This window comes from Streptomyces xinghaiensis S187 (genome assembly GCF_000220705.2).
Lineage (GTDB): Bacteria > Actinomycetota > Actinomycetes > Streptomycetales > Streptomycetaceae > Streptomyces > Streptomyces xinghaiensis.
This window is the reverse complement of sequence record NZ_CP023202.1, coordinates 6,204,070-6,217,431: the sequence shown is the minus strand read 5'-3', so window position 1 is coordinate 6,217,431 and position 13,362 is coordinate 6,204,070. Positions and strand designations below refer to the sequence as shown.

Genomic DNA, 13,362 nt, shown 5'->3' with positions numbered 1-13,362 from the left:
GGGCCGGGCATCGGGCGCTCACCGGGGCGGCGGCACCATCCTGGCGCGGCGCCGCACGATCCACGAGGTCATCCCGAGGACGAGACCGGCGGACGTCATCAGCGCCCCGAGCACCGCGACGCCGGCCGGCCACAGCAGCGCGGACGGGCCGTCGTCGAGGACCCGGCCGCGCACCGTGCCCGCCGCGACCGTGCCCGACCGCTCGGAGAGGTGGAAGCGGGAGTCCGCCGAATTGGCCCGGTAGTCGCCGAGGACGAACAGCCGGCCCTCGGGGACCTTCACGTCGTAGGTCCGGTCCGGCACACCGACCGGGTCGTCGCCCAGGACGTACGGCTCGTCGAGCGGCTCGCCGTTCACCGAGACCGTGTCCCCCTCGCAGCAGGACACCCGGTCGCCGCCGGTGGCGATGACCCGCTGCATCGTCAGCTGCCCGCCGGGGAACCACCGCTTCTCCTCGAAGAGGACGACGTCGCCGGCGCGCACCCCGGAGCCGTCGGTGCGCTCCGCCACGATCAGATCGCCGCGCCGGTGGGTCGGGGCCATGTGGTCGCTGGGCATGGTGGTGGTGATGTAGTCGGCGCGGAGCCAGGCCACACCCGCCACCAGGGTGCCGAGGCCGGCCACGATCAGGGCCAGGGCGGCGATCGCCAGCTTCCGGCCGGGTCTTCCTTCCGCGTCGCGCACAGTGCTGTTCTCCGTCGTGTCGTCGTGTCGTCGTGTGCCGGTCGTGGGTGCCGCCGTCTTCGTGCCGGCGTGTGCAGGCGGTGCCGTGCAGACGTGCCGCGTGCGGATGAGACTAGGCACCGGCCCCGGCGGGCCGCACGGCGGGTCCGGTGCCCGCGGGGCCACCGCCCCGCCCGCGCCGGCGTGCCGGCGCCGCACCGCCCGCGCCGCGGGTCAGTCCGTGCGGCGGACCAGGAGGACGGCGATGTCGTCCTGGGCCGTGCGGCCCGCCGCCGGGGCCGCTATCCGGTCGGCCAGCACGTCCAGGTCCGTCCGGTCCCGGGCTCCGGACGGAGCGCCCCGCGCGGGGCCGTTGCGTGCGGGGCCCCCGTTCCGCGCGGCCCGGGTCTGCGGTCCGGCCCTCTCGCCGTCCGGGCCCCGGTCGCTCCCGGGGGCTCCGTCGCTCTCCCGGCCGGCGCCGGCGGACCAGAGGGAGAGGGAGCGCACCAGTTCGGCCACCCCCTCGTCGTAGCTGTGCTCCCGGCTCTCCACGAGGCCGTCGGTGTAGAGCAGCAGGGTCGCGCCGCGCGGCAGCTCGGCGGTCACCACCGGGTACTCGTCGTCGAGCTGGCAGGCCAGCGGCAGACCGCCGGGGCCGTCGAGTTCCCGTACGGTGCCGTCGGCCTCCAGCAGCAGGGGGTAGGGGTGCCCGGCGCGTGCCATCCGCAGGGCGCCGGTGGCCGGGTCGAGCTCCACGATGCAGCAGGTGGCGAAGAGCTCGGTGTCCAGTCCGCAGAGCATGCGGTTGCCGCAGGCCATCAGGTCGGCCGGGCCGTGTCCGTCGTCGGCGTAGGCGAGCAGCGCCGTGCGGAGCTGGCCCATCACGGCGGCGGCCTGCGCGCTGTGTCCCTGGACGTCGCCGATCATCAGCCCGACCTTGCCGCCGGGGAGCCGGACGACGTCGTACCAGTCGCCGCCGACGTCCAGCCCTTCGGAGCCGGGCTGGTAGCGGACGGCGACCTCCACGCCCGGCAGCCGGGGGAGGCTGCGGGGCAGCATCACCCGCTGGAGCTCCGTCATCGCCTGCCGGCGCTGGTCGAAGAGGCGGGCGCGGGCCAGGGACTGCGCCAGGATGCCGGCGATGGCGGTGGTCACGATCTGGTCGTCCGGCGTGAAGACCCGGGGGTCGGCGTAGGAGAGGATGCAGGTGCCGACCGTGCCGTCGGCGGTGGTGAGCGGCAGCAGCGCCCAGGCGTGGTGCCGGATCGCGGGGCGGAAGCTCTCGTCCGGGAAGGCCGCCAGGAACTCCTCCCGGGACTCGAAGAAGAGCGGGCTGCCGGCGCGCAGGGCGGCGGACATGGGGCTGTCGGCCTGTCCCATGCTGCTCTCCCCCAGCCGCCGCAGGACCTCCTCGGGGTAGCCCGCGGCACCGGCCAGCACCACATCGCCGTCCTGGACGAGATGAATGGCCAGCGCCTTCGCGTCGAGGGCGGGCAGCACCGTGCCGGTCATGGTGTCCACGACGTCCTGGGTGGAGAGCGCCGCGCCGAAGGCCGCCGTCAGATTGAGGACGAACTCCCGCCGGGCATGGCGGCGTTCCTCGTGCTCGCGCTCCTCGGTACGGTCCTGGGCGACCCCGACCATGCCCTGCGGGTTGCCCTCCGCGTCCCTGACGACGCTCGCCTTGGCGTCGATCCAGCGGACCACCCCGTCCGGCCGGATGATCCGGTAGAGGGCCGAGTAGAAGCCGGTCCGCATGCTGGTGCGGGCCGCCGCGTGGACGGCGGCCCGGTCCTCGGGGTGGATGTGGGCGTAGAAGGTGTCGATCCGCTCGTCGAAGGTGTCGGACTCCACGCCGAACAGCCGGCAGGTCCGCTCGTCCCAGACCAGCCGGCCGGAGGCGAAGTCCCAGTCGAAGGCGCCGATGTCCGCGCTGGCCATGGCCAGTTCGAGGCGCGCGGCCCGGGTGCGGCTCTCCACCAGCCGCACGGCCTGGTCGAGGCGGGGGACACCCGCCGTGAGCACCTTGGTCTCCCGGGAGAGGAGGTACTCCAGCCGCTGGGCGGCGACCGCGGCGATCAGGCTGAGGGTGCGGTCCTCGCTCTCGGAGAGGGGTTCGCGGCGGTCCAACTGGAGGGAGAGGACGGCCAGGCAGCGGTCCTCCAGCATGAGCGGCACCGAGGCGTAGGCGCTGGGGCTCGGGAAGCGGGCGGCGTCGCTGCCCAGCCCGCTGTACTCGCGGGTGGGCCGCCACACCAGGCGGCGCTCCCGGGCGGCCTCCGCGACGGGCAGATCGGCGTCGGCGTCCACGGAGCCGTAGCGCTCCACGATGTACTCGCCGTAGCCGGTGGTGGTGGCCAGCCGCAGCCGGCCGTCGTCCTGCCGGATGTAGACGGCGCCGGCCCGCGAGCCGACGGCCGCGAGGGCGGCCTCCTTGGCCAGGGTGAGCAGGCCGGACGCGCTGGTGCGGCTCAGCAGGCCGATCACCACACCGGCCCAGGAGGGATCGACCGGCGAGGGCACCAGTTCCGGCTCCACGGTCACACGCGCCCCCTTGCCTTCCGTCGCACCCCGGTCCCACGGTCCATGGTCCGCCACAATGGCCGGAATCGCATCAAGGATGTCCCCGGTTTTCGCGGCGGGTCGCCGACGGCCCTCCGGCACCCGCCGCTCCGGCGCCACGGGCGGCCGCCGGAACGCACCCGGGCGGAGTGCCGGGCCGGGCTCGCTCGCGGGACGGGGCGCCTGCTCAGCGGGACGGCGGGCTGATGGCCCACCGGCGACCGGCCGCCGGTGGGCCATCAGCCGGAGAACGCGGCCGCGGCATCGACGCCGCCCGCCGCCCGCGCGCTGTCGAAGGCCGTCCGCAGCCGCCGGGCCCCCTCGGCGATCTCCCCGGTGCCCGCCACCGCGGCGTACGCGACCCGGAGGTGCGCGGCGGGCGGCTCGGCCGCGAAGTAGGGCCGCCCCGGGGCCACGGCGACACCGGCCCGGAAGGCCTCCGCGGCCACCGTCTCGTCGTCCAGCCCCTGCTCCAGCCGCAGCCACAGATGGCCGCCGCCCGAGGGCAGCAGCACCGGCCGGGCCTCCGGGAGTTCCCGCGCCAGCGCGGTGGCCAGCGCCTCCCGCCGGCCCCGGAGCGCGGCCCCGACGCCGCGGAGATGACGGCGCCAGGCGGGCGAGCCGACGAGTTCCAGCGCCGTCTCCTGGAGCGGGCGCGGCACGAAGAAGCTGTCGACGACCTGGATGGCGCGCAGCCGCCGCATCACCGGCCCCCGGGCCGCGAGGGCGGCGACCCGCAGGCTCGGCGAGGTGATCTTGGTGAGGGAGCGGATGTGGACGACGACACCGTCCGGGTCGTCGGCGGCCAGCGGCGGTGGCAGCGGCCCGGCGTCCTCGTGGGCGAGACCGCGGGCGTAGTCGTCCTCGACGACGAACGCACCGGCCTCCCGCGCCGCCCGCAGCACACCGGCCCGGCGGTCGGGGGCGAGCACCGCGCCGGTCGGGTTCTGGAAGAGCGGCTGGCAGACGAAGACCCGGGCGCCGGTGGCCCGGAAGGCGTCGGCGAGCAGCCCCGTCCGGACGCCCCCGGTGTCGACCGGCACCGGGACGGGCCGCAGCCCGGCGGCCCGGGCGACCGCCAGGAGCCCCGGGTACGTGGGCGACTCCACCAGGACCGCGGCACCGGGCGGCGCGAGCGCCCGGAGCGCGGTGGTGAGCGCGCTCTGCCCGCCCGCCGCGATCAGCACGTCGGACGGCGTGAGCGCACCGCCGGGCCCGCCGATCTCCCGGGCGAACCACTCGCGCAGCTCGGGCAGGCCCTCCATCGGCGGCCGCCCCCAGGCGCCGGGGCGCCGGCCGGCGCGGGAGACGGCGGCGGCGAGCGCGCGTTCGGGCTGGAGCGAGGGGTGCGGATAGCCGCCGTTGAACTCGATGACGCCGGACGGAGGAGCGGCCAGGGTGGCCAGCAGCCCGGAGGCGTCCACCGCCCGGGGCAGCGGCTCCCCGGGGGCGCTGCCGGCCGGTTCGGCGCTCAGGGCCACCTCCTGCCAGGAGGTGTCGGCGGGACGCGACGCGGCCGCGGCCGGCCGGGCCCGGAAGGCACCCGCGCCGGGACGGGTGACGACCAGCCCTTCGGCGACGAGCGCGGAGAGGGCCCGCGAGACGGTCACCGGACTCACCCGGTACCGCTCCACGAGGGCCCGGCTCGACGGCAGTTTCTCTCCCGGAGAGTAGCGCCTGACCTCGGAGCGGAGCGTTTCCGCCAGTTCACCGACACTGCTACGCTCATGCATGAGAGACAACGATAGCGCTACCGAGACGCCGGGGATAGCGCTCCGGGACGGCCGCCCCGCCGGCCCGCCCTCCGGACCGGGCTCCGGACCCGCGCCGGGACACTCCCCCGCCCGGACCACCACCCGCGCCTCCGGCCGGTCCGTGCGCGACTCCACCGCCGTCGGCACCGCCCTCGCCGTCCTCGGTGTCGCCGCCTTCTCCCTCACCTTCCCGGGCACCGTCTGGGCCCTGGAGGGGTTCGGCCCGTGGACGGTCACCGCCGCCCGCGGCGTGCTCGCCGGACTGATCGCGGGCGGCTGCCTCGCGGCTTTGCGCGTGCCGGCGCCGGAGCGCCGCCACTGGCCCGGCCTGCTGACCGTCGCCGCCGGTGTCGTCCTCGGCTTCCCCCTGTTCACCACACTCGCCCTGCGCACCTCGACGGCCTCGCACGCCGCCGTGGTCGTCGGGCTGCTGCCGCTGACCACCGCGGTGTTCGCGGCCGTGCGCACCCGCGGCCGGCACTCCCGGCTGTTCTGGGCCGCCGCCCTCGCCGGGGCGGCGGCCGTCTGCCTCTTCGCCCTCACCCGCGGCGGCGGCGCGCTCGGCACGGGCGACGCCTACCTCGCCGCCGGGCTGCTGGTCTGCGCCGCGGGCTACACGGAGGGCGGACGGCTCGCCCGGGTGATGCCCGGCTGGCAGGTGACGGCCTGGGCGCTGGTCGCCTGCCTTCCGCTGACGGTGCCGTGGCTGGCGGTCGCGTCGGCACGGGAGCCGGCGGTCCTCACCGGACACGCCGTGGCCGGACTCCTCTGGCTGGGGGTCGGCTCGCAGTTCCTGGGACTGGTCGTCTGGTACCGGGGCATGGGCGTCATCGGCATCGCCCGGGCCGGCCAGTTCCAGCTCGCCCAGCCGCTGCTGACGCTGGTCTGGGCGGTGCTGCTGCTCGGCGAGGAACTCGACCCCGCGGCGCCGCTCACCGCGGCCGCCGTCCTCGTCTGCATCGCCGTCACCCAGCGGGCGGACGGGCCGCCCCCGGCCCCGCCCGCGGCCCCGTCCGCGCGGAAACCGCACGCCGTGGGCCGCCGCGGGGCGGCCGGCCGCTCCGGTTGAGGCCCGTCCGGCCGGCGCAGGACCGTGCAGGGGCCATCGGACCCGTCCGGTCCTAGACTCGGAGGGAACCCGCGGAAATCGCGATGCCATCGCCCTCGCGAACAGGGAGGACCGCAGATGGAAGCCAAAGTGGGCGACACGCTGGTGATGCACGGCAGAAGCGTCGGGCAGCACGACCGGACCGCACAGATCGTGGAAGTCCTGGGGACACACGGCGAACCTCCGTACCGCGTGCGGTTCGACGACGGGCGCGAGGCGCTGATGTCGCCCGGCCCGGACAGCGTCGTACAGCACGAACGGCGCGGCACCGAACCGGCCTAGACGGCAACCGCGCCGCTCCGGCGCGGCCCGGGCGTGACAGCGCCGGCGCCCCGGTACGCGGACGGCTCACCGCCGGCCCGCGTACCGGGGCGCGGCCGTGCGCGGCGCCGGGACGCAGACGGAACGGAGGACGGACGCCCGGGCGGGCGGACGCGATGGACGAGTGGACGGCTGGGCGCGCGGCTCAGCGCCACAGCGGCTCCGCCGCCGGATAATGGTCGTCGACGACCCGGTTCATCGCGCCGATGCGGTCGGCCCCCACCTCCCGCGCCGAGAAGAACACATGCCCCCGCACCTCCGGGACGTCCCGGGCGAAGGCCAGATGCCGGGAGAGCTCCGCCGGATCCTGCCAGGCCGCCGGCTGCGCCGGGTCCCCGGCTTTGTAGAGCGCCTCGCCGATGTGCAGCCCGACCCCCGTCCCCCGGACCGTTCCGGCCCACCACCGCACCAGCGTGGCGTAGTCTGCCGCGTCGAAGCCCAGGTGCCAGTACACCTGCGGGACGACATGGTCGATCCAGCGCCTTCGGACCCACGCGCGGGTGTCGGCGTACAGGTCGTCGTAGGTCTGCACCCCCGCGTTGGTGTCGGAACCGGCCGGGTCCGAGGACCGGTTGCGCCAGACCCCGAACGGGCTGATGCCGAACCGCGTCCCCGGCCTGAGCCGCCGGATCCGGGCCGCCGTCTCCCGCACCAGCCGGTCGGTGTTGTCCCGCCGCCAGGCCGCCCGGTCGGGGAAGCCGCCACCGTGCGCCGCGTAGGCCGCGTCGTCGTCGAAGCGCTCCCCCGCCACCGGATACGGGTAGAAGTAGTCGTCCCAGTGCACGGCGTCGACCGGGTAGCGGCGCACCGCGTCGAGCATCGCGTCCTGCACGAAGCGCCGCACCTCCGGCAGCCCCGGGTTGTAGTAGAGCTTGCCGCCGTACCGCACCACCCACCCCGGGTTCCGGCGGGCGGGATGGCGCTCCGCCAGCCGCCCCGGATCGGCGTGGTTGGCGATCCGGTACGGGTTGAACCAGGCGTGCAGCGCCAGCCCCCGGCGGTGCGCCTCGCGGACCGCGAAGCCCAGCGGATCCCAGCCCGGGTCCCGGCCCTGGACACCGGTGAGGTACTCGGACCACGGCTCGTACCGGGACGGCCACAGCGCGTCGGCGGTCGGCCGGACCTGCAGGACGACGGTGTTGAGCCGCCGCCGCACGGCCAGGTCCAGCACCGCCGCCAGCTCGGCCCGCTGATCGGCCGCGGGCAGGCCCGGACGGGACGGCCAGTCCCGGTTCGCCACCGACGCCACCCACATCCCCCGCGTCTCCGGCACCACCCGGCCCCCGCTTCCCCCGGCGCCCTCCGCGCGCCACCGGGCCTCCGTGCCCAGGGCGTCGCCCGACACCAGCAAGGGCAGGCTGCCCGCGGCCACGGCGGCGAACCGCCGCCGGCTCATCCGATCCCCGCTCCGCATCGCTCCACGCCCTCTCTCCGGCTCGCCCCCGTGTCAGCACGGCGCCCGTGGCCAGCATTCCGCCCCGGCGACCGCGCCACACCGGAGCGGCGGGTAACGTCTGAGCCGGGCCCGCCACCGGAGACCCCGGAGGCCGCCCGTCCGAGGAAGATCAGCGAAAGGCACGATGTGACCGAAATCGAACGCGTCGGAGTGGTGGGCTGCGGACAGATGGGCGCCGGGATCGCGGAGGTCTGCGCCCGCGCCGGCCTCGGCGTCATGGTCGCCGAGACCACCGGCGAGGCCCTGGAACTGGGCCGCACCCGGCTCACCTCCTCCCTGGACCGGGCCGTCGGCCGCGGCAAGATCACCAAGGAGGAGCGGGACGCCACCCTGGACCGGCTGAGCTTCACCACCGACCTCGGCGAGTTCGCCGACCGCGACCTCGTCGTCGAGGCCGTCGTGGAGAACGAGCAGGTCAAAACCGAGATCTTCCAGGTGCTCGACCAGGTCGTGACCCGGCCGGACGCGATACTCGCCTCCAACACCTCCTCCATCCCCCTGGTCCGGCTGGCCGTCGCCACCTCCCGCCCCGAGCAGGTCATCGGCGTCCACTTCTTCAACCCCGCCCCGGTGCAGCGCCTCGTCGAGCTGATCCCCGCGCTGACCACCAGCGACGAGACGATCAAACGCGCCGAGGAGGCCGTGACCGCCGTCCTCGGCAAGCACGCCATCCGCGCCCAGGACCGCTCCGGCTTCGTCGTCAACGCCCTGCTGATCCCGTATCTGCTCTCCGCGATCCGGATGTTCGAATCGGGCATCGCCAGCCGCGAGGACATCGACAACGGCATGGAAATGGGCTGCGCCCACCCGATGGGCCCGCTGAAACTGGCCGACCTCATCGGCCTGGACACCGTCGCCTCGGTCGCGTACTCGATGTACGAGGAATACAAGGAGCCCCTGTACGCCGCTCCCCCGCTGCTCCAGCGCATGGTCGACGCCGGCCGCCTGGGCCGCAAGACGGGCTCGGGGTTCTACCCGTACACGTGAACGGAGACGGACCGGGCGGCACCGGTACGGAGAGCGACGGCCGGCCGCACGCCCCGCGCACGCGCTCGCCCGGCCCCCGACGGCCCGCCGCCCCGTTCGCCAGGACGGACGAGCGGGGCGGCGGCGGGACGCGGAAACAGGGGGGAAGCCCCGCGTCCCGGTAACCGGGGTGGCTCCGGACCACCTCCGACTCCATCACGGCGCACGGCCCCGGGGGGAGCGTGTGCGCGGGCGCGATGAGGGTGCGCACTTCACACGGGGTGTGCGCCGCCCGCATCACCGTTCCCGCCCGCCCCCTCCGGCACAACGGGATCCCGGAGCCTACGGCCGCCCCCCGCACCGGAGGTGATGGAGCATCAGCAGCGCCGCCGCCATGTTCGCCGCCGGCACCTCACCCCGCGCCACCATGTCGGGCACCAGCTTCAGCGGCACCCACTCCCTCCGGTCGGACTCGTAGGCGTCCGCCGGCTGCCCGATGTACTCGGCCTCGTCCGTCCAGTAGATGTGGTGCCGCGCGTCCGTCAGCCCGTTGGACGGCTCCACCGACAGCAGATGCCGGAGCCGGCCGGGCCGCCAGCCGGTCTCCTCCTCCATCTCCCGCGCCGCCGCGAACGCGCAGTCCTCGCTCTCCTCGACCACCCCGGCCGCCAGCTCCCAGCCGTACGTCCCGGTGATGAACCGGTGCCGCCACAGCAGCAGCACCTCGTTCGCCTCATTGACGACCGTGGCGGCCGCCACCGGGCGGAGCCGGATCAGATAGTGGTCGAGACGGCGCCCGTCGGGGAGTTCGACATCGGCGAGGTTCACCCGGAACCAGCGATTCTCGTACACGGTGCGTTCGCCGGTGTTCTTCCATCGCACGAATCCGCCACCTTCCGCCCCCGTCCAGCCGACACAGCGGGCCCGTCGTCCGGGGCCCTCAGAGCGGTACGCGCAGAGTCCGGTCGATGAGTTCGGCGGCCTCGGCGCTCGCGGCACACCTGCTCGCCACGAGGTCTTCCCGTACGGCGCGGAGCCGGTCCCGGAGCCGCCGCGACTCCATGCCCCGCACCCGCTCGGTCATCTCCACCGCCGTGGCCACGGCCTGATCGGCGTCGCCCCGGCAGAGCTCGATCTGGGTGAACAGCGCCAGCCGGTGCACCCGCCCCCGGTCGTGCGCCGGGCTGTCCACCGCCGCCATAGCGTGCTCGTGCGCCGCCCCCAGATCCCCCAGACTCAGCAGCGCCTCCGCCACCTGCACATTCACCAGCCCCGGCTGCACATAGCCGGTCTCGGCCGGTTCCTGACCGCGCCGGATGCTCTCCGCCTCCCGCTCCGCCCGCCCGATACAGGCCAGCGCCGACCGCCCGTCCCCCAGCTTCGCGTACGCCTTCGCCTGCATCGCGTACAGATCGGCGGAGAGCGCCGGGGTGATGTGCGGCCCGGCCGCGCGCAGCGCCGTCTCGGCGAACGCCACCGCCTGCCGGAACTCCCCCATGTGCAGCGACTGGTTGACCAGCAGCGCGATTGTGTAGGCGCCCAGCCCCCGGTCACCGCTGGCCTTGGCCAGCCGCAGCGCCTGGTGGAAGTAGCGCTGCGCCAGCCCGTACGCGTCCGAGTCGTACGCGCAGATGCCCGCGACGGCCACCAGCCCGCCGACCGCACGGTGCAGCAGCCGCCCGGTGGCATCGGTGTAACTGCCGCGCAGCAGCGGCGCCGTCTCGGCGTTGAGGAAGCCCACGATCCGCGACCGCGTCGCCACCCCGCCCGTCTTCCGGTACATCTGCTCGTAGTGGGCACGGGCCGTGCGCAGCATCTCGATATCCGGGAGGCCGACGCGCACCTGCCCGCGGCGCGAGACGTCCGCGTCCTCGGGCGGGTTCTCCCACTCCCAGACGGGCATCACGGCCGGGGTCCCGGTGACCGCGGGGGCGCCGACCACATGGGGGCGCTGCTGCTCGTCGGACCGCCACAGGGCCGTGGCCCGGTCGACGAATCCGGCGAGCGGCGTGCCGTGCGGCGCGTGGCCCGAACCGGGCGGCCCGAGCCCGATGTCGTCGAGGGTGAGCGCACGCCGCACCCGCTCGCCGAGCACCTCGCAGATGATGTCCGGGACCTGGCCCCGCGGGCGCTGGCCCTTCAGCCAGCGGGCGACGGCGGTGTGTTCGTAGCGCAGGGTCAGGCCCCGGGCCCGCCCGGCCTCGTTGACGTGCGCGGCCAGCCCGGCGTGCGAGATGCCCGCCTCGTCGAGGACGGCGTCGAGCAGGGTGTTGGGCTCCACGTGCCCTCCCGTTGCGCTCGGGGTCATTAGCGTAATGGAGTGGCGACGGAGCGGGGTGGGAACCGGCCACCACCGGTCCGCGCGGGGGCCGCCGGCCCGGTTGCCGTGATACGGCGGTGAGCCCTGGTTCCGGTGAGCCCGGACGGCGTCGCGGAGCGGCGGCCGGAGGTGCGGAGTGGCCGACGGAGGTGACGGGCCGACGGCTCGACGGCCCCGGCCGGGGATCGCGGCCGCCGGTGCCCGGCGCCGGTCAGCCCGCCGCGGCCGGCGGGGCGACGGCTCCGCCGGTGCTCTCCGGCGCGGTCCGGCCGGACGGAACGCGGGCCGCGCCGCGACGTATCGCGAGCAGCGCCACATCGTCCGCCAGCCGGCCGCCGGTGTGCCGCAGCAGCGCCGCCTCCACCCGGTCGACCAGCTCCTCCGGTGTGCGGACCGCACCGGAGGACACGGCGGTTTCCAGGGTGCGCGCCAGCGGGAAGAAGCGCCGGGCGGCGTCGCGGGCCTCCTCCGCCCCGTCGGTGTGCAGCAGGAGCAGCTCTCCCGGGCGGAGCGGGGGCAGCCGTTCCGCCGGCAGCCGGTCGGGCAGGGGGAACGCGCCGAGCGGCGGCAGGGGGCCGGCGTCGCTCAGCGGCTGGACGGGAGACCCGCCCGGCGGGGGCACGGCGCCCTCTTCGCACTCCTCCGCGGGTGCCGCGTCGTCGGCTTTCCCCGTGGGTGCCGGGTTGGGGGATTTCTCCGGAGCGAGAGAGCCCAAGGGCTTGTTACTGCGCATTTCCCCTGGTTCACGGCGCTTCCCCGGCTGTTCGGTGCCGCCGTCACGGCAGCCGCGGCCCGTGCGCGCCCCGGGCCCGGCCGGTGCGCCCGCCGCGCCCGGGAGCCCCTCCCCGTCCACCGCCCCCACCCCGCCGTGCCTGCCGCCGCACCCGTCCGTCCGCAGCCGGTACGGCCAGGGGTGGCCGCAGTTGAGCACCGACAGCTCCTCGTCCGGGCGCAGCTCCAGCAGCAGGACGGTGACGAACTCCTCGGCGGACCCGTCCGGCCCGTACGGGTCCCGGTCCCCCTCCCCCGGTCCCTCGTGCAGATGCCGGCCGAGCGCACGGTCCAGCCGGCGCAGCACTCCGGCCAGATCCGGTTCGGCGTGCGCGGCCTCGCGGAAGCAGCCGAGGACGGCGGCGACGGTGCCGATCGCCGCCAGGCCGTGCCCGCGGACGTCCCCCACGACGATCCGCACCCCGTACGGGGTCACCAGCGCCTCGTACAGATCACCGCCGACGGAGGCGCCGCGGGTCGCGGAGAGATGCCGCACCGCGGTGGTGAACCCCCCGACTGCGGCGGGCAGCGGGCGGAGCAGCACCTGCTGGGCGGCGACGGCGACCGCGCGGGTGCGTTCCAGCTCCCGCAGCAGCCGCCGGCCGCGGCCCGTCGAGAGGCAGGCGGCCACGAGCGCCGTGACGACGGCACAGGAGACGCCGAGGTGAAGGCCCGTCGCCCGTCCGCCGTCCAGGAAGCCGAGAAGGGCGAGGACGAGGAGCGCACCGCCCCCGCTGACGAGGACGCAGCACCGGCGTCCGCTCCCCGCGCAGGCGAGGGCGGGCGCCGCCGCGAGCAGTGGCGTCAGGTCCGGTCCGGCCGGGCGCAGCAGTTCCCATCCCGCGACGGACAGCACCCACAGGCCGGGCAGGGCGATGAGGGCTGCGCGCAGGGCTCGGGTGCGGCGGCCGGGGACGTGCGTGGTCCGGTGACTGTTCATGCCGGCGGGTTCCCCTCGTGGTCCGTCCGTCCGCCGGCCCGGCCGGTCGGAGCCGTCGGGCGGCGGGATGCGCCGTGACCGGGTCTCTCCTGCGGGCGTCCCCGGGTGGTCTCCCGGCGGACGGGCTCCGGTTGCTGCTCTGCGGTGCCCACGGCGGAACGCGTCGAGTCTTTCGACTCGGAGAGTCGATGCGAACCCTGTTGTACTGACTTCACCCGATCGGGCGAGTTGTTCGGTTCCCTTACGCGAACGAGTAATGGAACGATCCTGCTCGGCGCGCCGACCGCCCACCGATCCCTTGGCACTCGTTTGACCAGTTGTTCTCCAGCGGCCCGGACAACTCTCACCGGCCGCCGACCCATGCCACCGGGCCGGTTCCGCAGTGACCTGTGTGCTGGGGCAACGAGTGAGAGGGCACGGCGGCTTGACGCTCACCGCGCCGGAGCACGCGCCTGGGAGCGGGCTCGCGCCCGGTGGGCCCGCCCGCCCCGGCGCCCCGGC

At 75.5% G+C, this 13,362-nt stretch carries 10 protein-coding genes; 3 read left to right on the top strand and 7 right to left on the bottom strand.

Annotated elements, in window-relative coordinates; all coding sequences use genetic code 11:
* Window positions 1-18 precede the first annotated feature (18 nt).
* The 3 genes from lepB to SXIN_RS26500 all read right to left on the bottom strand — a co-directional run bounded on the left by lepB (window position 19) and on the right by SXIN_RS26500 (window position 4,958).
* Window positions 19-684, bottom strand: coding sequence for a signal peptidase I (gene lepB, locus SXIN_RS26510; RefSeq protein ID WP_019706595.1), 666 nt, complete (start codon window positions 682-684; stop codon window positions 19-21).
* A 213-nt stretch (window positions 685-897) separates the two neighbouring features.
* The gene (locus SXIN_RS26505) at window positions 898-3,207 is read right to left on the bottom strand and encodes a SpoIIE family protein phosphatase (RefSeq protein ID WP_019708828.1); all 2,310 of its coding nucleotides are present in this window, start codon (window positions 3,205-3,207) and stop codon (window positions 898-900) included.
* A 257-nt stretch (window positions 3,208-3,464) separates the two neighbouring features.
* Entirely contained in the window at window positions 3,465-4,958 is a 1,494-nt protein-coding gene (locus SXIN_RS26500) for an aminotransferase-like domain-containing protein (protein WP_095757638.1), read from the bottom strand.
* Here SXIN_RS26500 and SXIN_RS26495 point away from each other — a divergent pair.
* Together SXIN_RS26495 and SXIN_RS26490 are read left to right on the top strand one after the other, a co-directional pair.
* Entirely contained in the window at window positions 4,957-6,048 is a 1,092-nt protein-coding gene (locus tag SXIN_RS26495) for a DMT family transporter (protein WP_095757637.1), read from the top strand. The genes SXIN_RS26500 and SXIN_RS26495 overlap by 2 nt on opposite strands.
* Before the next feature lie 117 nt (window positions 6,049-6,165).
* A complete protein-coding gene (locus SXIN_RS26490) occupies window positions 6,166-6,369 on the top strand; it encodes a DUF1918 domain-containing protein (RefSeq protein WP_019706995.1) in 204 nt (67 codons plus the stop codon).
* Between the two features lie 184 nt (window positions 6,370-6,553).
* Here SXIN_RS26490 and SXIN_RS26485 read toward each other — a convergent pair whose 3' ends face one another.
* The gene (locus tag SXIN_RS26485; protein WP_019708829.1) at window positions 6,554-7,804 is read right to left on the bottom strand and encodes a glycoside hydrolase family 10-like protein; all 1,251 of its coding nucleotides are present in this window, start codon (window positions 7,802-7,804) and stop codon (window positions 6,554-6,556) included.
* 186 nt (window positions 7,805-7,990) lie between these two features.
* On the opposite strand from SXIN_RS26485, the gene SXIN_RS26480 reads away from it, so the two are divergent.
* Complete coding sequence (locus SXIN_RS26480; RefSeq protein WP_019708830.1) at window positions 7,991-8,851, top strand: 3-hydroxybutyryl-CoA dehydrogenase; 861 nt, start codon at window positions 7,991-7,993, stop codon at window positions 8,849-8,851.
* A gap of 321 nt (window positions 8,852-9,172) precedes the next feature.
* Here the strand turns inward: SXIN_RS26480 and SXIN_RS26475 are convergent, their stop codons facing one another.
* The 3 genes from SXIN_RS26475 to SXIN_RS32965 all read right to left on the bottom strand — a co-directional run bounded on the left by SXIN_RS26475 (window position 9,173) and on the right by SXIN_RS32965 (window position 12,861).
* The gene (locus SXIN_RS26475) at window positions 9,173-9,712 is read right to left on the bottom strand and encodes an NUDIX hydrolase (protein WP_019708831.1); all 540 of its coding nucleotides are present in this window, start codon (window positions 9,710-9,712) and stop codon (window positions 9,173-9,175) included.
* 58 nt (window positions 9,713-9,770) lie between these two features.
* Entirely contained in the window at window positions 9,771-11,111 is a 1,341-nt protein-coding gene (locus tag SXIN_RS26470) for an NsdA family TPR-like regulatory protein (RefSeq protein WP_019708832.1), read from the bottom strand.
* A gap of 250 nt (window positions 11,112-11,361) precedes the next feature.
* The gene (locus SXIN_RS32965; protein ID WP_337589363.1) at window positions 11,362-12,861 is read right to left on the bottom strand and encodes a PP2C family protein-serine/threonine phosphatase; all 1,500 of its coding nucleotides are present in this window, start codon (window positions 12,859-12,861) and stop codon (window positions 11,362-11,364) included.
* Window positions 12,862-13,362: the final 501 nt, after the last annotated feature.

Bases quoted from the DNA above. Each gene is read 5' to 3' on its own strand.
- SXIN_RS26490 (WP_019706995.1), top strand. From the start codon at position 6,166: ATGGAAGCCAAAGTGGGCGACACGCTGGTGATGCACGGCAGAAGCGTC.
- SXIN_RS32965 (WP_337589363.1), bottom strand. From the start codon at position 12,861: ATGAACAGTCACCGGACCACGCACGTCCCCGGCCGCCGCACCCGAGCC.
- SXIN_RS26495 (WP_095757637.1), top strand. From the start codon at position 4,957: ATGAGAGACAACGATAGCGCTACCGAGACGCCGGGGATAGCGCTCCGG.
- SXIN_RS26485 (WP_019708829.1), bottom strand. From the start codon at position 7,804: ATGAGCCGGCGGCGGTTCGCCGCCGTGGCCGCGGGCAGCCTGCCCTTG.
- SXIN_RS26500 (WP_095757638.1), bottom strand. From the start codon at position 4,958: ATGCATGAGCGTAGCAGTGTCGGTGAACTGGCGGAAACGCTCCGCTCC.